Here is an 18,987-nt window from a genome sequence, read left to right on the forward strand (position 1 = left end):
CCGTGAGGAGGTCGTCACTTGTCGGTTTCTGCCGGATCGAGATCGAGGCAGATCGAATTGATGCAGTACCTCAGGTCGGTCGGGGTGTCGAAGCCTTCACCGGCGAAAACGTGTCCGAGGTGGGAGTCACATCGGGCACATCTGACCTCCGTCCGTGGGCGCCCCGGAAGGGACTCATCAGTGAGGTAACGAACCCGGTCCTCGGCCAGTGGCGCGTAAAAGGAAGGCCAACCGCAGCTGGACTGGAATTTTTGGGTGGAGCGAAACAGCTCCGCCCCGCAGGCGCGACAGCGATAGACGCCCTCGGTAGTGGCGTCGGTGTATTTCCCCACGAAGGGAGCCTCGGTGCCTGCCTCCCGCAGCACGTGGTATTCCTCGTCGCTGAGACGCTGACGCCACTGATCGGGTGTCAGCACGAGACCCGGTTGCAGGTCTGGTGGGGTGGTGTTCTCGTTGGTCATGATCTCCTCCAGCCCGGCGCATCTCGCCGGTTCCATGTTGAGTGAAACGGTAATTCGGATGTTGTCATTCCCGCGCCGAGTCTGCCGGGTCGCGGCAGGATGGAGGAGCAAGAACCGAGGAAGGACGAACTCACATGGCCAAAGACTCCCTTCAGCTATCCGATGTGCTGCGCTGCCCGCAGCCCCCGGTTGACATCAGCAAGATTGATACCGGCGCGACTCCGGAGGCACCTGGGGACAAGGAAAGGACCCTCAAGGAGTTCGAGCCGATGGCCGAGGAACTCTCGGAGTTGCAGGAGACGCTGTTCGCCCGCGGTCGCAGTAACCCTGACGAGGCTCGACGCGTGCTCGTCGTTCTCCAGGGGCTCGACACCGCTGGTAAGGGTGGAGTGGTCCGCCACGTCTTCGGACTGGTTGACCCGCAGGGGATTCACCACCACAGCTTCAAGGCTCCGACCGACGAGGAGCTTAAGCACGACTTCCTGTGGCGAGTGAGGAAGGCCTTGCCCGAACCCGGAATGCTGGGCGTCTTCGATCGCTCCCACTATGAGGACGTCCTCGTGGCCAGGGTCGACAACCTCGTCGAGGAGAAGGTATGGAAGGAGCGTTACGACCTCATCAACGAGTTCGAGCTCGGACTAGCGGCTGACGGCTGCAAGGTCATCAAGTGCTTCCTGCACATTTCCCCGGACGCCCAGAAGGAGAGGCTGCAGGCTCGTCTTGATGACCCCGCCAAGTACTGGAAGTACAACCCCGGGGATCTCGACACCCGTTCGAAGTGGCCTGATTACATGGACGCCTACAACGACCTGCTCAGCAAGTGCAATCCGGACGTGGCTCCCTGGTACATCATCCCCTCGGATCGCAAGTGGTACCGCAACTGGGCGGTGGGACGCATCTTGCTGGAGACGATGCGTTCGATGAAGCTCACCTGGCCTCCCGCCGATTTCGACGTGGATAAGGAGAAGGAACGCCTCGGCAACGCGTGACGAATGAGAGACCGGCCCGGACCCTTGTCCGGGCCGGTGCTGAGTTGATGGGGGTACTACTCGGGGACGACCTCGTCGTCGGTCCGCCCGGAGACCAAACCCATGGCGGCCGAGCAGTACCGCTGAAAGGCGAGGGCTGCGAGGACCGGATCGTCCCCCAAAGGCGCGGAGACAACCTCGGCGCCAGCGTGAAGCGCCATATGAGTGTGGGCGCGGAAGGTCTCGTCGTCGCAGATCCACAGGCTTCCCACCGCAATGTGACGACGACCCTCTCGACGTAGGTGGGTGACGACCTCCTCGACGTTGGTGGTGCCGCCGCTGTTGGTGGCAATGTGAACCGGTAGGTGGTGGTGCTGGGACCACAGGCGCGTCATTTTGGAGAGCATGGCCGCGCCCCGCTGGTCTCCGCTGTCGGGGGTCGAGAGGATGAGTGCATCCAATTCCTGGGCGTGCACGCGATGGGCTGCCAGTCGCAGACGTGCATCGACGAGGTTGAGTAGAGCCGGGGCCGGGCCGGTGGGCCGGGCTACGCGGATGGCCAGGTCCGGATGATTCCGACGGATGTCCTCGGCATGGCGAGTCAGCTGCGGCGGGCTGGAATGAAGGTGAGTGGCATTGATGGGGACCAGGACCAGCTCACTCCACGACGGTTTGATGCGAGGAGCTTTGCAACGGCCTTTCTCCGGCACGAAGCTGACCGTTGACTCGATGTGCGGGTGGAGGTGAGACATTCGCTGCCGCAATCTCTGGCCGATGAGATTCGCGGAGGCTTCGGACATCGCGGGGAGGACGAGGTCGAGTATCGGCGCAGCCATCTGAGCACTCCCTTCCCCAGCCATCAGGACAACAAGTCCGACACGTCGCGTTCACCTTATCGAAGTAGGTCCGTCGAATTGGCGGAATTGTCTCTGTGAACCGGTGTGCATGCAGTCCGTCAAGATGTGGGGCGAATGAGCGGCGACTGTGAGCGTTACGGATTCAACAGGACAGAATCTTTGAGGGAAGGGAGAAACGGTCGGTGTAGCAAAAGGTCGACCGACTCATGTCGGCCGACCTTTTTGGTGGGCGATGCCAGGTTTGAACTGGCGACCTCTTCCGTGTCAGGGAAGCGCGCTACCACTGCGCCAACCGCCCGAGGTGGAGACGGGATTTGAACCCGTGTACACGGATTTGCAGTCCGTTGCCTCGCCTCTCGGCCACTCCACCATGTGGATAGGTCCGAAAGACCTCTCCGAGCGGACGACGGGACTCGAACCCGCGACCCTCACCTTGGCAAGGTGATGCTCTACCAACTGAGCCACGTCCGCATGTTTTCCAGCAGTTCTCTGAGGGGCTTTCACTCCTTGTCGTTCCTGCCGGGCGACGAGAAAGAACTTTAGAGGATGTTTCGGTGACGACGCAAATCGGGGCGGGATGCTCGCACCAAAAACTTGTGATTCCCCTAGTCAGAATGGAGTTTCATTGATGTGGTCCATTGGCGTGTCGCGATTCGGGATCGGTTGGGCGTGCTCCACATCGGGCCCGGATGGATGCTGATCCAGGTCACGGTGCGGGGGAATCAGGCTGGGAGGGGCGTGCGACCGGGGGAAAGCGGTTGATGGGTATGGCGGTGACCGGGTTGCTGATCGGGTTCGCTGCCACCGTGCGTTGCACGATGAGGTGTCAGGACCGCGGTCACCACACACGGGCGTGTCAGACGTCATCAGGTGGTTGGATGATCTTCGCGATCCCCGGCATTGGTGTCTGCGGATAGTGGCCCGTCGACTTGGACAAGCACCCCCGCTTCTGGCATAGTTTCTCCAGCGCGGGCGGTTGGCGCAGTGGTAGCGCACTTCGTTCACACCGAAGGGGTCGCGGGTTCGAACCCCGCATCGCCCACCACCAGACATGGCTGTACAGGAGTCCACAGAAGACTGTGCAGCCATTGTCGTCTCCTTTGCTGAAGCATCTGATTGTGCTTCTGGGCCGCCTCACAGGCTGATTCGCAATACTCTGACAACGTCAGTGCCAGGGATCGGCACTGGGGATCACCGAGGAGGCACACTCATGCCCATCACCGTCAAGGCCCTTCAGAAGGAAGGCCCGGACACGCCGTTCAGGGTTGTCGACATCGAAAGGCGAGATCCTCGCCCGGACGACGTCGTCATTGCCATCAAGGCTGCAGGTATCTGTCACTCCGACATCCACACGATCCGCAACGAGTGGGGTCACGCGCATTTCCCGCTCACCGTCGGTCACGAGATCGCCGGTGTCGTCGAGGCCGTCGGTTCCGAGGTGACGAAGTACCAGCCCGGCGACCGGGTGGGTGTCGGGTGTTTGGTCAATTCCTGCGGCCACTGTGAGCAGTGCGCGGCAGGAGAGGAGCAGGCCTGTCTCAACGGGTCCGTGGGAACATACGACTCCCGTGACGTCGACGGCACCATCACCCAGGGCGGGTACAGCCAGAAGGTCGTCGTCAACGAGAGGTTCGTCTGTCGCATCCCCGACTCCTTGGGCTTCATGGCGGCAGCTCCGCTGTTGTGCGCCGGGATCACCACCTATTCGCCCATTGCCACTTGGAACGTGGGCCCTGGTGACGAGGTCGCCGTTCTGGGTCTTGGTGGCCTGGGACACATGGGCGTTCAGATCGCGGCGGCGAAGGGGGCTGAGGTCACCGTTCTGTCTCGCAGCCTGCGTAAGGCTGACCTTGCCGAGAAGCTCGGAGCCACGCGCACCCTGGCGACCAGCGACGAGAATCTCTTCCGTGACCATCGCGGTGAGTACGACTTCATTCTCAACACCATCAGCGCCCCGATTGACCTGAAGTCCTATCTCAAGTTGCTCAAGCCGCGCGGCGTGATGGCCTGTGTCGGACTGCCCCCGGAGGAGCTGGGCCTGCCGATTGGTTCCCTCATCAACGGTTCCAAGGTGCTCGCCGGATCCAACATCGGCGGTATCCCGCAGACCCAGGAGATGCTCGATTTCTGCGCGGAGCATCATCTCGGCGCCTGGGTGGAAAAGATCGGCGTTGACGAGGTCGATGCGGCCTATGACCGTGTCGTCGCCGGAGACGTGAGGTTCCGCTTCGTCATCGACACAGCGACCTTTGAGGATGCAGCCCCAGCCGAATGAGCCACGCGCCGATACGACCACGAGCTGAGTCCGAGCCGTTCCGCGACGACTTCTCGTCGCGGACTCCACGCGCCTGGGCGAGATGTCCATCGAGCATCTCCAGATGCTGGGAGCCGTGATCGATGAGCTCCTCGTCGTGGGTCACGAGCATCGTGGCGGTGTCATGCTCATGGGTCAGTTTGGCCACGAGTTCGATGATGCGGGTGCCAGCCTGGGAATCCAGGGCACTGGTCGGCTCGTCGACGACCAGTACGCTGGGGTCGTTCATGAGGGCCCGGGCGATGTTGACTCGCTGGCGCTGTCCACCTGACATCTGCGCCGGCCTCTTGTGCATGTGGTTGGCCAGGTCGACGGCGTCGAGGAGTTCCTTGGCCTGCTCGCGGCGCTCGTCACGGGTGGAGCGATGCGCACCGTCGAGTTCTCCCATCATGACGAGCTGGTCGACGGCGTCGAGGCTGGGGATGAGGTTCGACTGCTGAAAGACGATGCCGATCTTCTCCCGGCGCAGTTCGGTGGCGCCGGCGTCGTCGAGTCCGGTGACGTCGATGCCGTCAATGAGGATGGTGCCGGTGTCGGGCCGGGCCAAGGTGGAAGCGACGGCCAAGAGGCTCGATTTTCCCGACCCGGACGGTCCGGTGATGACGGCGACGTGCCCGTTGTCGACGTGCATGCTGACGTCCTCCAAGGCGGTGACGCGACGGTTGCCGTCTGGACGGGTGAAGGTGACGTTGTCGAGGGTGATCATGCGAAGCTCCTGAAAACTGTGGGGACGGACAGGTCAGCGGGCCGAGCCGAGGGCCTGCTCGGGTTCTGCCCTCGACAGGGAGCGGATGGCCACAGCAGCTCCGGCAAGGCCCAGTAGACCGAGCAGGGTTCCTGGACCGAGTACCGTCCACCACGTCATGGCGAAGGGCATGGTCGAGCGGATGGCGAATCCGGTGATCGTCACGAGGACCAGGCCGGCACCGATACCGATGGCCAGCACCACACCTGCCTGTCCCAGGGCGTCACGACGCAAGGCCTGGGTCGTCGCTCCCAGCGCACGCAGCACACCGATGTCGTGCTGACGCTGGATTGTCCAGACGGTGAAGAATGCTCCGACGACGAGGGCCGAGATGCCCAGCAGGAGGCCGATGATGAGAGCCAGGGAGCCAATCTCAGGTCCGAAGGTCGGCAGCATCCGCACTGACTTCCAAGGCGAAGCCGACTCGGTTCCGGCGGCCTTGTCGACCGCCTTCCAATCGGGCTCGCCATGCACCAGCAGGGCGGTTGGCTCGGCCTTGGGCTGGCCCATGCGCGCCACGGTCGCCTGCCAGTCCGCGTAGCCCATGGCGACGACGGCCGAATGGCAATACCAGGTGTCGTCACTGACGGACCCGACAGCGAACTTCTGGGACCCGATTCCCACCGTGTCCCCGGCTGCTAGTCCGAGGTCATCGGCGATGGTCCGGGAGATGATGACCTTCCCCCTCGCCGGGGTGCCGAGGGAGGTCGCCGTGACGTCGGACCCGAAGATGGCCACTGCGGATCCGGTGCCGTCCTTGCTGGCGCGGGTCTGGGTGACGCCCAGGGGAGTGACCCCTGAGACCCCGTCAGCTGACTGCCAGGTCTTGAGCTGGTTCTCATGCACCCTGGAATCGGTCCACGTCGTCGTCGATCCCGTCTTGGCCAGCACGACCCGATCAGCCGGTACCTGTACCACCGCGGCGACGCTGCGCTGGGCGAGGCCGCCTGCCAGACCGGTGAGGAAACCGACCAGTACGCAGATGAGAGCCACTACCACGGTCATGAGGGCAAACCGGCCCTTGGCGAAGGCCAGATCACGCCGGGCGAGGAACATGGGAACTCCTTGTCGTTGTCGTCGTAACCACCTTCCTGGTGAAAACCCTTGTCGGAATCAGCGCGTGGTGTGGTTGTGGGGCGACTCCAGGCGGAGGCGGACATCAACCTTTTGGATGACGCGGGGGGGAGGGGGCCTGGTGGCACGGACATGTGGGTTGCGCACCTACACTTGGGGCCGATGAGAACGACCGCACTTGCTCGTGATGGGTTGCACCGGTGGCGCGACATGGACGCCGGTCACCGCGGACGTGCGGTGGTCATTGAGGTGGGCATGCAGATCGGCATCCAGGTGCTCTTTGCCGGTCTGGTCATCTTCACCGTCGTGATGGCCCTGGTGCTGTCCCCACCCCACTTGTGGCGAATCCTCACCTGGGAGATCCTGCTCATCCTCGTCCACATCGCCCTCATGACGACCCACGTCATGGATCGCACTCGGCGTGACAGGTGGCGGCCCATCCTGGTGACAGTGATGGTCGCCACCTCGATCTTGTTGGCCGTCGACTTCCCCTATGCCGCCTACCTGACGATCCCGCTCTCCTTCGTCTACCTGGATCACCTGGCCCCTCTCCATGCCTGCATCTCCGTCGTCGTCGGAGCCGTGGCCATCGTCCTCGGCGTCGGACTGACGAGTGGCTGGAGCGTCGGGGGAGTCGTCGGGCCGGTAGCCGGTGCCGCAGTGGCCGTCGTCGCCGGTCTGTCCCTCAAGGCGCTGCAGGCTCAGGCGGCCGAGTTGGAACGCCTCAATGTCGACCTGCTCGCCGTGCAGGAGAGGTTGGCAGCCTCCCAGCGGGAAGCTGGGGTGCTGGAGGAACGTGCCAGGTTGGCACGGGAGATCCACGACACCGTCGCGCAATCCTTGTCGAGCATCGGTCTGCTGCTGTCGGCGGTTGAGCGCACGGCCCCTGACCATCCGGCGATCGAGCAGATCCAGCTGGCCCACCGCACCTCGTCCGAGGCGTTGTCCGAGACCCGCGTCCTCATCGCGGAACTGGCTCCTCCCACCGTGGCCGATCAGGGTTTGCCGGCAGTTCTCAAGCGACTGGGTGCGACGACGTGGTCACTCGGCGGACTCCACGTCGACGTCGACTGTCCTGACACCTCAGACCTGTCGATGGAGATCCAGACAGTCCTGCTCAGACTGTGCCAGGGAGCCATGTCCAACGTGGTCCGTCATGCCCGTGCCCGGCACGCAACGATCCGGATCTCGCGTACCGATGAATCCCACGTCCATCTGAGGGTGACCGATGACGGCGTCGGGATGGACCTCGACGCTCCAGTGCGAGAGGGAGCTTTCGGGCTGCACGCCATCAGACAGCGGGTCGACGAGCTGTCCGGGGAGGTCTCGCTGACCTCAGAGCCGGGGGAGGGGACGATCATCGACGTCGATCTCCCGGTGCATTCCACCGCCGAGCAACCACGCCTCGTTCACCAAGGAGAACCATCATGACCGTGCGCGTCCTTATCGCCGACGATCATCCGGTGGTTCGAGCCGGAGTGACGGCCCTTCTCGGTACCGATCCGGACATCGAGATCGTCGCCACCGCATCGACCCCCGCCCAGGCCCTCGCCGCCGCAGCGACGACGGACCTCGATCTCATGCTGCTCGACCTGCAGTTCAGCAGCGATGCCAATGCACCGTCCGGGGTGGACGTCACCCGCAAGGTCCGGTCACAACCGAATCCCCCGGAAGTCCTCATCCTCACCAACTATGACACCGACGCCGACATCCTGGCAGCGGTCGAGGCGGGTGCCACCGGTTACCTCCTCAAGGACGCTCCCGCCGAGGAACTGCTGTCGGCGATCCATCGTGCCGCTCGCGGTGAGGGAGCCCTGGCGCCGGCCGTCGCCACTCGTCTCATGGCTCGGATGCGCTCCCCACAGACCTCCTTGACGGCCCGGGAACTCGACGTCCTGGAAGCCTCGGCGGAGGGGCTCTCCAACACACAGATCGCGGATTCCCTGTACGTCTCCGAGGCCACCGTCAAGACCCATCTGTCGCACATCTACACCAAGCTCGGAGTGACCTCTCGCAGCGCGGCAGTGGCTCGCGCCCGAGACATTGGTCTCATTCGCTGACCCGCAACTCGAAGCGACCCGACCCGGTACGGCATTATTGGACCATGTCCGGCATCCGCCGGGTTGCAATCGAGTGAGGAAGTCAATCGTGTCCATCAGCATCACCCTGCACCGTTCCGGTACCTCCAGGACCGAGCAGGTGGACACCACCACGACCGGTCTGGATCTCTTCGGCTCCGAGCGTGACGTCGTCGCCATGCGGGTCGACGGCAACCTCGTCGATCTGCAGCGCGAACTTCACGACGGCGCCGAGGTGGAGCCCGTCGAGGCGACGAGCGAGGACGGGCTCAACATCATTCGGCACTCGTGCACCCACGTCATGGCACAGGCCGTCCAGCAGCTGTACCCCGAGGTGAACCTGGGTATCGGCCCGTTCATCACCGACGGTTTCTACTACGACTTCGGCAACATCGAGCCCGTCACCCCCGAGGTGCTCACCGAGCTCGAGAAGCGGATGAAGCGGATCGTCAAAGAGAACCAACGCTTCGTGCGTCGGGTCACCAGCGAGGAATCCGCCCGTGAGGAGCTGGCTGACCAGCCGTACAAGCTGGAACTCATCGGCACCAAGGGCAAGGGCGCCGATGGGGCTTCGGTCGAGGTCGGTGGCGCCGAGTTGACGATCTACGACAATGTGCGCCGCAATGGCGAGGTTGCCTGGAAGGACCTCTGCCGTGGCCCGCACGTTCCGTCAACCAAGTATCTGGCCAATGCCTTCGCTCTGACGAAGTTCTCGGCTGCCTACTGGAAGGGTGACCAGGCCAACGACCAGTTGCAGCGCATCTACGGCACCGCGTGGGCCAGCCGTGAGGATCTCGTTGCCTACCGGGAGCGGATCAAGGAGGCCGAGCGTCGGGACCATCGCAAGTTGGGAGCCGAGCTCGATCTGTTCTCCTTCCCCGAGGAGATCGGTCCGGGCCTGGTGGTCTTCCATCCCAGGGGTGCGATGCTGCGTCACCTCATCGAGGAACACGTCATCGCGCGCCACATGGAGGCGGGATTCTCCTTCGTGCATACCCCGGAGATCACCAAGGGTGGGCTGTTCCACACCTCGGGTCACCTGCCCTACTACGCCGACACCATGTTCCCGCCGATGCTCGTCGACGAGGAGCGTGACGAGGAGGGCAACGTCACCCGGGCCGGCCAGGAGTACTACCTCAAGGCCATGAACTGCCCGATGCACAACCTCATCTTCCGCTCGCGTGGTCGGTCCTACCGCGAACTGCCGTTGCGGTTTTTCGAGATGGGCCATGACTACCGCTACGAGAAGTCGGGCGTCGTGCACGGGCTGACCCGTATGCGCGGGTTCGCCCAGGATGACTCGCACACCTACTGCACCCGCGAGCAGGCCCCTGGCGAGATCGAGAAGCAGATCGAGTTCTTCCTGTCGATCCTGGCCGACTTCGGTCTGAACGACTTCTACCTCGAGCTGTCCACCCGCGAGGAGGACGGTGCGAAGGAGGAGAAGTTCATCGGCTCCGACGAGGACTGGCAGGCTGCCACCGACACCCTCGACCAGGTGTGCCGCAGCACTGGTCTGCAGTTGGTCCCCGATCCGGGCGGCGCCGCCTTCTACGGTCCGAAGGTCTCGGTCCAGGTCAAGGACGCCATTGGTCGTACCTGGCAGATGTCGACGATTCAGTATGACTTCAACCAGCCTGAGCGCTTCGACCTCGAATATGCGGCTGCTGACGGCACCCACCAGCGCCCGATCATGCTGCACTCGGCCAAGCTGGGCAGTGTCGAGAGGTTCATCGGCGTGCTCACCGAGCACTACGCCGGTGCCTTCCCGGTCTGGTTGGCCCCCGTTCAGGTGCGCCTGGTCCCGGTTGCTGAGGCCTTTGACGAGTACGTCACGACCTTTGCCGAGGTGCTGCGTTCCCAGGGCATCCGGGTCGAGATCGACCTGTCGTCCGACCGCTTCGGCAAGAAGATCCGCAATGCCTCCAAGGAGAAGGTTCCCTTCACCCTCATTGCGGGTGGGGAGGACGCCGAGGCCGGTGCGATCTCCTTCCGACTGCGTGATGGTTCCCAGGTCAACGGCATCGCCCAGGACGAGGCCGCGCGCATCATCGCAGGCTGGAACAGGGCCCGTCGCAACGACGACCCGACTGCTGAGACCTTGCGTGGAGCCGTCGATGACTGAGGACTACCGCCTCGAGTTCGCCGAGGATTTGGTCGGGGTCCCGGATCCCTTCCGAAGGTTCTGGACCCCGCACCGGATGGCGTACATCGGCGGTGAGAACAAGCCCCGGGGCGACCGCCCGGAAGACGGGTGCCCGTTCTGTGTCGCTCCGCAGCGCAGCGACGAGGATGCCCTCATCGTCCACCGTGGCGAGACCTGCTACGTCATCATGAACCTCTATCCCTACGGACCGGGGCACATGCTGGTGTGCCCCTACCGTCACGTTGCCGGCTACGTCGACGCCACCGAGGTGGAGGTCGTCGAGATGGCCCACCTCACCCAGGCCGCGATCCGGACCCTTCAGGAGGTGTCCCACCCGCAGGGATTCAACGTCGGGATGAACCAGGGAGCCTCTGGCGGAGCCGGAGTGGCCGCCCATCTGCACCAGCACGTCATTCCACGCTGGACGGGAGACACGAATTTCCTTCCCATCGTGGCAGGTGTCCGTGCTGTTCCACAGCTGCTGGGAGATGGCCGTCAGATGTTGGCCGATGCGTGGGTGGCTCATGCTTGAGCATTTCCGGGCCGCCTGGGCCAAGGTCATGAACCCCATCGCCGACGCCCTGCTGCGGGCGCACGTCACCCCCGACATGGTCACCTGGGTCGGCACCGTCGGTGCCGTCGCCATGGCACTCATCTGCTTCCCACAAGGGTGGCTGTGGCAGGGGCCGTGGCTGGTCGCCCTGTTCATCTTCTCCGATTCGCTCGACGGCAACATGGCCCGCAAGATCGGGCGTCACTCCCAGTGGGGATCCTTCCTCGACTCCACCTTGGATCGATTTGGTGACGCCGCCATCTTCGCGGGGGTGGCGTTGTACTACGCCGGCCTGGGAAACAACCTGCTGTGGACCTCGATGTCCCTCGCAGCGCTGGTCTTCGGGATGGCCACCTCCTATGTACGTGCCAAGGCTGAGTCCTTGGGACTGGAGGCCAAGGTCGGCATCGCCACCCGTGCGGATCGTCTGCTCGTCAGCTTGCTGGCCGTCGAGATCACGGGTCTGGCCAAGGCCGGGGCCTTCCCCTACTGGTGCCTGGCCGTCCTACCGATTGCGCTGTGTTACCTGACGGTGGCCGGAGCCATCACCGTGGTGCAGCGGATGGTGGCAGTGCGTCGGGCATGTCAGTCGTGACGGGTCGGGGCACGGCGTGGGCAGGCTCTCGGCTGAACGGGATGAATGGTTAGGGTGGAGGTTGTGACGCGCACCCTGCCGCCTGAGGAAGTGCCCGAGGCCAATCCGTGGGACACCGATCGATTCTGGACGGTTCCCAACATCCTGTCAGTGATCCGTCTCATCGGCGTACCTGTCTTCCTGTGGCTCGCTCTGGGCCCGCATGAGGATGGCTGGGCCGTTGCGGTGCTTGCTGTTGCCGGCATCACCGACTGGCTCGACGGCAAGATTGCCCGTCGCTGGCACCAGGTCTCGCGCATCGGCCAGATGCTTGACCCCATCGCCGATCGTCTCTACATCTTCGCCACGGTCATCGCGTTGACCCTGCGCGACGTCATACCACTGTGGCTGGTCATTCTGCTCATTGCCCGAGACGTTTGCATGGCATGTCTGGTTCCGGCTCTGAGAACTCGCGGGTTCACCTCGTTGCCGGTGCACTTCGTCGGCAAGGCGGCCACCTTCTGCCTGCTGTACTCCTTCCCGTTGGTCCTGCTGGGGCATCTCGGAACAGGGGGCTGGACGGTCTGCCGGGTCCTCGGGTGGTCCTTCGCCATCTGGGGAACGGCGCTGTACTGGTGGGCCTACTTCCTCTACCTCGTCCAGACCGTTCAGATCGTTCACACCCTGCCGCGGGTCGATCGCCGGGGTGAGCAGTCGTGAAGCAGCGCCCTGATGCATCGATGGACCTGCTTCGGGAGGTTCGCTCGCAGGCCTTGGACCAGGGGTACCAGGAGTACCACGACCGCAGCCCCGGCAGCACGAAGCGACGTCCCGTTGGGGTTGCTGCCGTTGTCATCCTGCTCGTCACCGGGGTGCTCATCGGTATCGCGTGGCGCTCAACGGCTGCACGCGCGCCGCTGGACGCACGAGAACGCAGGAACCTGGTCGCCCACGTGCAGTCGGCCCAAGCTCATGAATCAGCTCAGCATGCAGAATTGGCCAGGTTGCGCGCCTCCATGGATGCCATGAAAGGTGCCTCCGCATCACCCATTGGTGACGAGACAGGGCAGGACTCAGCGGTGATCCCATTGACGGGCCCAGGGGTGCGGATCTTCCTCGATGACGCCAATGCGGCGCCGGACGATGAACTTGGTGACGCCGACCTGCGCAAACTCGTCAACGCTCTGTGGCAGTCCGGAGCGGAGGCTGTGGCCATCAATGGTCACCGAATCGGGCCCCGCACGGCGATCCGCTCGGCCGGATCGGCGATCACCGTCGACTACGTCTCGCTGTCTCGACCCTATGTCATCGAGGCGATCGGCTCCCCGCAGACGATCCCGGCGAAACTGACTGACACACCTGGAGGTCGCTGGATGACCTACCTGAGCGACAATTCATCGATCACCTATACGGTGGCGACGAGGGACCGGGTCTCGGTGCCAGGATCGAGGGCGTCGGTGAGTCACGCGAGTCCTCACCGATGACAATGAGACGATGAACGGCATCGGAGCACAGGAAGGACACCCATGATTGCGCTCATCGGCCTGGTGGTCGGGATCATCATCGGCATCGTGGTCAACCCAACGCTGCCACCTGGCCTTCAGCCCTACCTGCCGATCATGATTGTCGCTGCCCTTGACGCCATTTTCGGAGCGGTGCGTGCTTATCTGGCGCACACCTTCTCCGACCGCGTCTTCGTCGTCTCCTTCCTCTCCAACGTCGCCATCGCCGCCCTTATCGTCTGGGTGGGTGATCAGATCGGTGTGGGTTCGCAGTTGTCGACTGCCGTCGTCGTCGTGCTCGGCATCCGAATCTTCACCAACGCTGCCGCCATTCGGCGAGAGGTGCTCCATGCCTGAGCATCACGATCCGCGGGAGTGGGCCGGAAACCACTGGCGCAAGATCGGCAAGGACCTGACCTCGGTGTCGACCGGGCAGATCCTCGTCGCCATCATCTTGTGCCTGTGCTCCTTCATGATCGTGACTCAGGTGCATTCCCAGCACAATCAGGACGCCTATTCGACGATGAGCAGGGCAGATTTGGTGACGATGCTGGACACTCTCTCGGAATCCTCCCGTCAGCTGGATTCCGAGATCGCTGACCTGCGTGCTACGACGAGGGAGCTGCAATCGGGGGCCAATTCGCGCAAGGTCGCTCAGCAGGAGGCCGAGGACCGACTGACCCGGATGAAGGTGTTGGCCGGCACCGTTCCGGTCCATGGACCGGGAATCAAGATCACTATCGACGACCCGGACGAAAAGGTGACCTCCGACATGATGCTCGACGCCGTCGAGGAGATGCGTGATGCCGGGGCTGAGGCCATGGTTCTCAACAACAAGGTCCGCATCGTTGCCGACACCTGGTTTGCCGCCAGCCCTGATGGCCTCGAGGTCAGCGGAACGACGATCAGCCGTCCCTACACCCTGGCTGTCATTGGTGACCCCCATGCCCTCCGGGAGGGGGCACGGTTCCGTGGCGGCCTGGTCTCCCAGATGGAGTCCGACAAGGTGGGGGCCTCCGTCGAGATCACGACTTCTCAAGACCTCATCATTTCCGCGGTTGCCCATCCGCGTCCGATGACTCACGCCACACCGGTGAGATGACGCGGGCATCGAGGCGCTGAGCGCGGTAGTCTGCGGGTACGAGGATTTTTCCGTCGGCCGTGTCATGGAGGTGGCGATGTCCGAGATTCCCGATGATGTGTTGTGCACCTCGGATCACCTGTGGATCAGGCCCGGTAATGGTGACAGGGTGCGCGTCGGAGTCACGCCGGCCCTCCTTGACCAGTTCGGGCCGGTGGAGTCGTTGTCCCTTGCTGATGACGGGGAGGAGATCGTTGCGGGAGACACCTGCGGCGATCTAGAATTCTCGTCTCGCAGCTGGGAGCTCGTTTCCCCGGTTGCCGGGGAAGTCGTCTCGGTCAACCAGTCGGTTGACACTGACCTGCTCGAGGCAGACCCATGGGGTGACGGATGGCTCTTTGACGTGAGACTGTCTGACCCCGAAGAGCTCAACGAACTGCTCGACCCGGACGAATACCTCGCGAGCATGGGGGAGTGACCCCTAAGATGACTGTTTCGGAGACCCCCGAGAGCGAGGACGCGAACATGAACAAGTGCACCATGTGCGGCCACGTCAATGAAGATGGCGCAAACTTCTGCTCCCGATGCGGGACTCGTCTCGGGGTGCCCATCGACACTCCCGGGGACAACACCGGCGTCATCCCGACCATCACCGAATCGACGGTGGCCGAGGAGACCTCGCCCAATCTTGACCTTCCCGCCGACGTGTTGCAGGACATCGCCGACTTGCCTGCCGAGAACGCCATGCTGGTGGTGCGACGCGGACCGAACCTCGGTGCGCAGTTCCTGCTCGATCAGGATGAGACGACGGCTGGACGTTCCACCCGATCTGACATCTTCCTCGACGACATCACGGTCTCTCGTCACCATGTGAAGTTCATCCGTCAGCCCGACGGTCGCATGATCATCGAGGATCAGGGCAGCCTCAACGGCACCTACGTCAACCGTACCCTGGTTGACGGTTCAGCCGTGCTGCGGGATGGTGATGAGGTGCAGATCGGCAAGTTCCGGATGACCTATCACACCGGTGGGACGGCATCTGGTGCCAGCGGGGCTGGTCGCGTCTGATGCCAGGATCTGTCCGCACCATCGGGCAGGTGATGAAGACTCTCAAGCCGGATTTCCCCGATCTGAGTATTTCCAAGATCCGATTTCTAGAGTCTGAGGGCCTGCTGTCCCCTGAGAGGGCACCATCGGGATACCGCAAGTACTCCGACTCCGACGTCGAGAGATTGCGGTACATTCTGACGTGCCAGCGTGATCACTTTCAGCCGCTGCGTGTCATCCGAGATCATCTGGAGATGATGGACCGGGGCGAAGAGCCTCCGGTGGCTGAGGCACCGCCGCTGCCGTCCGAGAGTGAGGGGACTCCGGCCCCGAAGGATTCGGCAGGTCAGGGAATCGTCCAGACCCGTGGTCCCATCAGGATGAATCGGCGTGAGCTCATCAGGGCCTCGGGTATCACTGAGGCTCTGCTCATGGAACTCGAGCGTCACCAGCTGGTGCGTCCCAAGAGAGGAGTTTCCTACTTCGGGCAGGAGGCTCTCGTCATCTGCGTCGCGGCTCGACGGCTCTCTGCCTACGGGATGGACTCGCGTCACATGCGCGCCATCCGTCAGGCTGCTGAGCACGAGGCCGGCCTTATTGAGCAGACTCTCATTCCGCACGCTCGTCATCCCGAGCAGGCGTCCAAGATTGCCGCCGAGACGACCAAGGTGATGATGCACGCCCATACGGCGATGGTCTACGACATGCTGGAACACTGGTCGGCCAACTAGGCCTGCCTTGCCAGGCGAACGCTGTCACGCCGAAGGATCGACTCCAAGGCCGCGCTAGGCTGGCAGCATGGTCTTGCTCGAGGTTGCCGAGATTCGGACCGAGCCGGTGTCCGGGGCAGCGGTGCTGCTGTTGCGCGAGGTTGATGCTCGTCGCCATCTTGCTTTGTGGATCGCAGAGCCGGAGAGATTGGCCATCACCGACGCCATCAATGAGGAGGAGCCGATCCGGCCTTACACCCATGACCTGCTCGCACGCGTCGTCGCGGTGCTGTGCGAGGAAGAGCCGCAATGCGTCATCACCAAGGTTGAGGACGGCGTCTGGTTCGGCGAGTTGGTGCTGGGGACCATGAGGATCGATGCTCGGCCCTCGGACCTGGTCGCCCTGGCACTGCGTCTTCCAGTACCGATCTGGTGTACCGAGGAGGTCATCTCCTCGGCCGGGATACTCCTCGATGCCGGACCGGAGGACGCGGTGGAAGAGTTCCGGCAGTTTCTGGACCAGGTCAGTCCGGACGACTTCGGACCTGGACCCTCGACCTCTGGTTGACCTTGAGTCAACAGCAAAACACCTTGTCAAACTTAAATTCGCAACTGGGATGTGAGGACGGTGTGAAGCCATCGGCGTGGCTTCGACGGTGATCTGGACTGGCGCCGTAGCGTCGAGGGCGTTCGACGGGGTAACCGTGCTCCGCCGTTGAGACGATGAACAGAACTGGTGAAGGGTGACGAGATGGCAACGACCGGTGAGCAGCCGAGTGTTGAAACTCCCCTCGACGGCCCCGCGCGTCGTGGCCAGGATGCCCTCTTTGAGGGTGACTTCGCTCCGATGCCCGAGGACATTGGATTCCGGGGGCCTGTCGCGTCCGGCGCAGCCGGCATCACCTACCGCCAGCTCGACTACTGGGCGCGAACCGGGTTGGTCCGTCCGGAGATCCGAGCTGCTCGCGGCTCCGGTAGCCAGCGTCTTTACTCCTTCCGCGACATCCTCATGCTCAAGGTCGTCAAGCGCCTGCTCAACGCTGGCGTCTCCCTGCAGCAGATTCGGGTTGCCATCGACCATTTGCGCAGCAATGGCGTCGAGGATCTTTCCCGGGTCACCCTCATGAGTGACGGGGTCTCCGTCTATGAGTGCACCAACGACAACGAGGTCATCGACCTGCTGCGCGGTGGTCAGGGAATGTTTGCCATCGCTTTGGGAGGAGTGTGGCGAGACGTCCAGGGAAGCCTTGCGGAACTGCCGAGTGAGCGTCTCAATCCGATTGACGAGGAAGAGCTCGACGAGTTCACTGCCAGAAGAATTGCCAAGCACGCCTCCTGAACTGGCGGTGAATTGACGAGAAATCGTCCCCGTCATTCCTGATGCGTATGCTCGTTGAGCGTGCGCCTGGGGCGTTCTCCATGCAATGATTCAGGATGAGGAGGCCCCTGTGAAGGACACAATTGCCGCCATCATGAAGCGGCCCGGTATCGCCCATCTGCTGCGAGCCCACACCCGATTCACCCGACGTCTCGGCAACCATTTCGCCGCATCCATCACCTATTTCACGGTGCTGGCGATCGTCCCGGTCATCGCATTCGCCTTTGCCGTGCTGGGATTGATTCTGAGTCGGTTGAGCCCGTACCTGCTCAATCAGGTGGTGGATTCGGTCGTGAGTCTGGCCACTCAGCAGGATGACAAGGAAAAAATTCGCGGCATTATCGAGAATGCGATGAAGGTCGGCGGATCGGTCTGGGCGTTCATCGTCTCCATCCTCACCGCTTTTTGGGCCGGAATCGGCTGGGTCGGAAACATCCGCAAGGGAATCCAGGCGGAATGGGCCCCGGACTTTGACATGGTGGCCGACGACCGCGGATTCGTGCGCGCCAAGCTTTCCGACATGTTGGCATTCCTGGGATTGCTGCTGGTGAGCCTGCTGACGATCGTCACCTCCCAGGTCGGCTCCTCGATGGCCGGGCTGTTGGCCAGGTGGACTGGCCTCGACACCGTTCCTGGCCATGGCCTGCTGCTGGCCCTGGCCGGCCTGCTGGCCTCGGTGATTGCCGGTTGGTTGCTCTTCATCTTCTTGTACACCGTCATGCCGCGTGGCAAGCCGGTGTGGCGTCCGATCCTCAAGGGATCGCTGGCCGCAGGTTTTGCCCTGGCCTTCCTACAGGTGGGTGCTGGCTATCTTGTGCAGGCCTTCAGCTCTAACAAAGCTGTGCAGGCCTTTGGATCTGTCATCATCATCATGCTGGTCTTCGATCTCATCGCTCGATTGAGTCTCTTCATCGCCTCGTGGATCGCGACGGCGAACCAGCCGGCTGTCGACAAGGAGTGGAACGACTGCGACGAGCCCCTGCTTGGTCGTGACGACTGCCGTACCGTTGACGGGCACTGGGAGGCCGCGTTAGCGGATCGCGCCCGCAAGCACTCGAACGAGGATGGAGCGGAAGTCGTCGGTGTCGCCTCACAGGCCAATGGGGGAGAGGAGGACGCCAGCCAGCAGGAGACGGAAGACGCATCGGCCGACGCACATGCTGCTTCTCGTGCCTTGCCTCCCGCGCACGCCGAGCCTCGTCGTTGGCCGGTTGTCGGAGCGAGTATCGTCAGTGCTGTTGGGGGCATGGCAGTTGGCGCCATACTCGGTCGACGTCGCGAAGACCAATGACCCACTGATGATGCTGCGTGCGTGGTGACAGGTCAGTTCGTTACGGCGTGATTCAGCTGCGGGCTGGCGTTTGCCCCATATGTGATTGACCCCGAGGTCATTGGGCCCTGGCGGACCCAGAAAGGGAATCGCAATTTTGCAAGGGTCGTCGTCGCGGAGAGCTGCTCATTGTGCTTTGGCTGCCAGTCTTCTGGGCACGTTGTTCCCC

21 protein-coding genes and 4 tRNA genes are annotated in these 18,987 nt (G+C 63.1%); 18 read left to right on the forward strand and 7 right to left on the reverse strand.

Features of this window, described 5'->3' with window-relative positions; genetic code table 11:
* Positions 1–14: 14 nt before the first annotated feature.
* Positions 15–461, reverse strand: a complete 447-nt coding sequence (gene msrB / locus AC6I1W_RS08040) for a peptide-methionine (R)-S-oxide reductase MsrB (RefSeq protein ID WP_016667552.1) — start codon at positions 459–461, stop codon at positions 15–17.
* 134 nt (positions 462–595) lie between these two features.
* Here msrB and AC6I1W_RS08045 point away from each other — a divergent pair, with 134 nt between their 5' ends.
* A complete protein-coding gene (locus tag AC6I1W_RS08045) occupies positions 596–1,450 on the forward strand; it encodes a PPK2 family polyphosphate kinase (RefSeq protein ID WP_065672689.1) in 855 nt (284 codons plus the stop codon).
* Between the two features lie 56 nt (positions 1,451–1,506).
* Here the strand turns inward: AC6I1W_RS08045 and AC6I1W_RS08050 are convergent, their stop codons facing one another.
* From AC6I1W_RS08050 to AC6I1W_RS08065, 4 genes are all read right to left on the reverse strand, one after another.
* The gene (locus tag AC6I1W_RS08050) at positions 1,507–2,265 is read right to left on the reverse strand and encodes a sirohydrochlorin chelatase (protein ID WP_065672690.1); all 759 of its coding nucleotides are present in this window, start codon (positions 2,263–2,265) and stop codon (positions 1,507–1,509) included.
* A gap of 244 nt (positions 2,266–2,509) precedes the next feature.
* Positions 2,510–2,584 (reverse strand) — tRNA-Val (locus AC6I1W_RS08055).
* Position 2,585: 1 nt separating this feature from the next.
* A tRNA-Cys gene (locus AC6I1W_RS08060) sits at positions 2,586–2,656 on the reverse strand.
* 28 nt (positions 2,657–2,684) lie between these two features.
* Positions 2,685–2,757: transfer RNA gene (locus tag AC6I1W_RS08065), tRNA-Gly, on the reverse strand.
* A 499-nt stretch (positions 2,758–3,256) separates the two neighbouring features.
* Between AC6I1W_RS08065 and AC6I1W_RS08070 the strand changes: the two genes are divergently transcribed.
* Both AC6I1W_RS08070 and AC6I1W_RS08075 read left to right on the forward strand, forming a co-directional pair.
* Positions 3,257–3,331, forward strand: a tRNA-Val gene (locus tag AC6I1W_RS08070).
* Between the two features lie 165 nt (positions 3,332–3,496).
* Positions 3,497–4,561 (forward strand): NAD(P)-dependent alcohol dehydrogenase, encoded by a 1,065-nt coding sequence (locus AC6I1W_RS08075; RefSeq protein WP_117189610.1) that lies wholly within the window; start codon positions 3,497–3,499, stop codon positions 4,559–4,561.
* Here the strand turns inward: AC6I1W_RS08075 and AC6I1W_RS08080 are convergent.
* Together AC6I1W_RS08080 and AC6I1W_RS08085 are read right to left on the reverse strand one after the other, a co-directional pair.
* Positions 4,518–5,306 (reverse strand): ABC transporter ATP-binding protein, encoded by a 789-nt coding sequence (locus AC6I1W_RS08080; RefSeq protein WP_065672692.1) that lies wholly within the window; start codon positions 5,304–5,306, stop codon positions 4,518–4,520. The genes AC6I1W_RS08075 and AC6I1W_RS08080 overlap by 44 nt on opposite strands.
* 33 nt (positions 5,307–5,339) lie before the next feature.
* Positions 5,340–6,401, reverse strand: coding sequence for an FtsX-like permease family protein (locus AC6I1W_RS08085; RefSeq protein ID WP_065672693.1), 1,062 nt, complete (start codon positions 6,399–6,401; stop codon positions 5,340–5,342).
* Between the two features lie 228 nt (positions 6,402–6,629).
* Here AC6I1W_RS08085 and AC6I1W_RS08090 point away from each other — a divergent pair, with 228 nt between their 5' ends.
* From AC6I1W_RS08090 to AC6I1W_RS08160, 15 genes are all read left to right on the forward strand, one after another.
* Positions 6,630–7,850, forward strand: coding sequence for a sensor histidine kinase (locus tag AC6I1W_RS08090; protein ID WP_065672694.1), 1,221 nt, complete (start codon positions 6,630–6,632; stop codon positions 7,848–7,850).
* Positions 7,847–8,479: a response regulator gene (locus tag AC6I1W_RS08095; RefSeq protein ID WP_016667559.1), complete on the forward strand. Its 633-nt coding sequence runs from the start codon at positions 7,847–7,849 to the stop codon at positions 8,477–8,479. The genes AC6I1W_RS08090 and AC6I1W_RS08095 overlap by 4 nt, the downstream gene beginning before the upstream one ends.
* A gap of 73 nt (positions 8,480–8,552) precedes the next feature.
* A complete protein-coding gene (gene thrS, locus AC6I1W_RS08100; protein ID WP_493536865.1) occupies positions 8,553–10,622 on the forward strand; it encodes a threonine--tRNA ligase in 2,070 nt (689 codons plus the stop codon).
* Positions 10,615–11,175 carry an HIT family protein gene (locus tag AC6I1W_RS08105; protein ID WP_015582769.1) on the forward strand — a complete coding sequence of 187 codons (561 nt, stop codon included), beginning with the start codon at positions 10,615–10,617 and terminating at the stop codon, positions 11,173–11,175. The genes thrS and AC6I1W_RS08105 overlap by 8 nt, the downstream gene beginning before the upstream one ends.
* Complete coding sequence (gene pgsA, locus AC6I1W_RS08110) at positions 11,168–11,791, forward strand: phosphatidylinositol phosphate synthase (protein ID WP_117189630.1); 624 nt, start codon at positions 11,168–11,170, stop codon at positions 11,789–11,791. Before AC6I1W_RS08105 ends, pgsA begins: the two co-directional genes overlap by 8 nt.
* Before the next feature lie 45 nt (positions 11,792–11,836).
* A complete protein-coding gene (clsA, locus tag AC6I1W_RS08115) occupies positions 11,837–12,490 on the forward strand; it encodes a cardiolipin synthase ClsA (RefSeq protein WP_117189612.1) in 654 nt (217 codons plus the stop codon).
* 20 nt (positions 12,491–12,510) lie between these two features.
* Entirely contained in the window at positions 12,511–13,254 is a 744-nt protein-coding gene (locus AC6I1W_RS08120) for a DUF881 domain-containing protein (RefSeq protein ID WP_065672860.1), read from the forward strand.
* Between the two features lie 42 nt (positions 13,255–13,296).
* Complete coding sequence (locus tag AC6I1W_RS08125) at positions 13,297–13,629, forward strand: small basic family protein (RefSeq protein WP_002513635.1); 333 nt, start codon at positions 13,297–13,299, stop codon at positions 13,627–13,629.
* Complete coding sequence (locus AC6I1W_RS08130) at positions 13,622–14,374, forward strand: DUF881 domain-containing protein (RefSeq protein ID WP_065672696.1); 753 nt, start codon at positions 13,622–13,624, stop codon at positions 14,372–14,374. Before AC6I1W_RS08125 ends, AC6I1W_RS08130 begins: the two co-directional genes overlap by 8 nt.
* 64 nt (positions 14,375–14,438) lie before the next feature.
* Positions 14,439–14,831 (forward strand): glycine cleavage system protein H, encoded by a 393-nt coding sequence (locus tag AC6I1W_RS08135; protein WP_065672697.1) that lies wholly within the window; start codon positions 14,439–14,441, stop codon positions 14,829–14,831.
* Positions 14,832–14,839: 8 nt separating this feature from the next.
* Entirely contained in the window at positions 14,840–15,421 is a 582-nt protein-coding gene (locus AC6I1W_RS08140) for a zinc-ribbon and FHA domain-containing protein (protein ID WP_117189613.1), read from the forward strand.
* Positions 15,421–16,131 carry a transcriptional regulator FtsR gene (gene ftsR / locus AC6I1W_RS08145; protein ID WP_016667568.1) on the forward strand — a complete coding sequence of 237 codons (711 nt, stop codon included), beginning with the start codon at positions 15,421–15,423 and terminating at the stop codon, positions 16,129–16,131. Before AC6I1W_RS08140 ends, ftsR begins: the two co-directional genes overlap by 1 nt.
* Positions 16,132–16,198: 67 nt before the next feature.
* On the forward strand, positions 16,199–16,678 hold the full coding sequence (locus tag AC6I1W_RS08150) for a bifunctional nuclease family protein (protein ID WP_117189614.1): 480 nt from the start codon (positions 16,199–16,201) through the stop codon (positions 16,676–16,678).
* Positions 16,679–16,861: 183 nt separating this feature from the next.
* Positions 16,862–17,449 carry a MerR family transcriptional regulator gene (locus tag AC6I1W_RS08155; protein WP_016667570.1) on the forward strand — a complete coding sequence of 196 codons (588 nt, stop codon included), beginning with the start codon at positions 16,862–16,864 and terminating at the stop codon, positions 17,447–17,449.
* A 109-nt stretch (positions 17,450–17,558) separates the two neighbouring features.
* Positions 17,559–18,779 carry a YhjD/YihY/BrkB family envelope integrity protein gene (locus AC6I1W_RS08160; RefSeq protein ID WP_117189631.1) on the forward strand — a complete coding sequence of 407 codons (1,221 nt, stop codon included), beginning with the start codon at positions 17,559–17,561 and terminating at the stop codon, positions 18,777–18,779.
* Positions 18,780–18,987: the final 208 nt, after the last annotated feature.

The organism is Cutibacterium sp. KB22876, assembly GCF_059728865.1.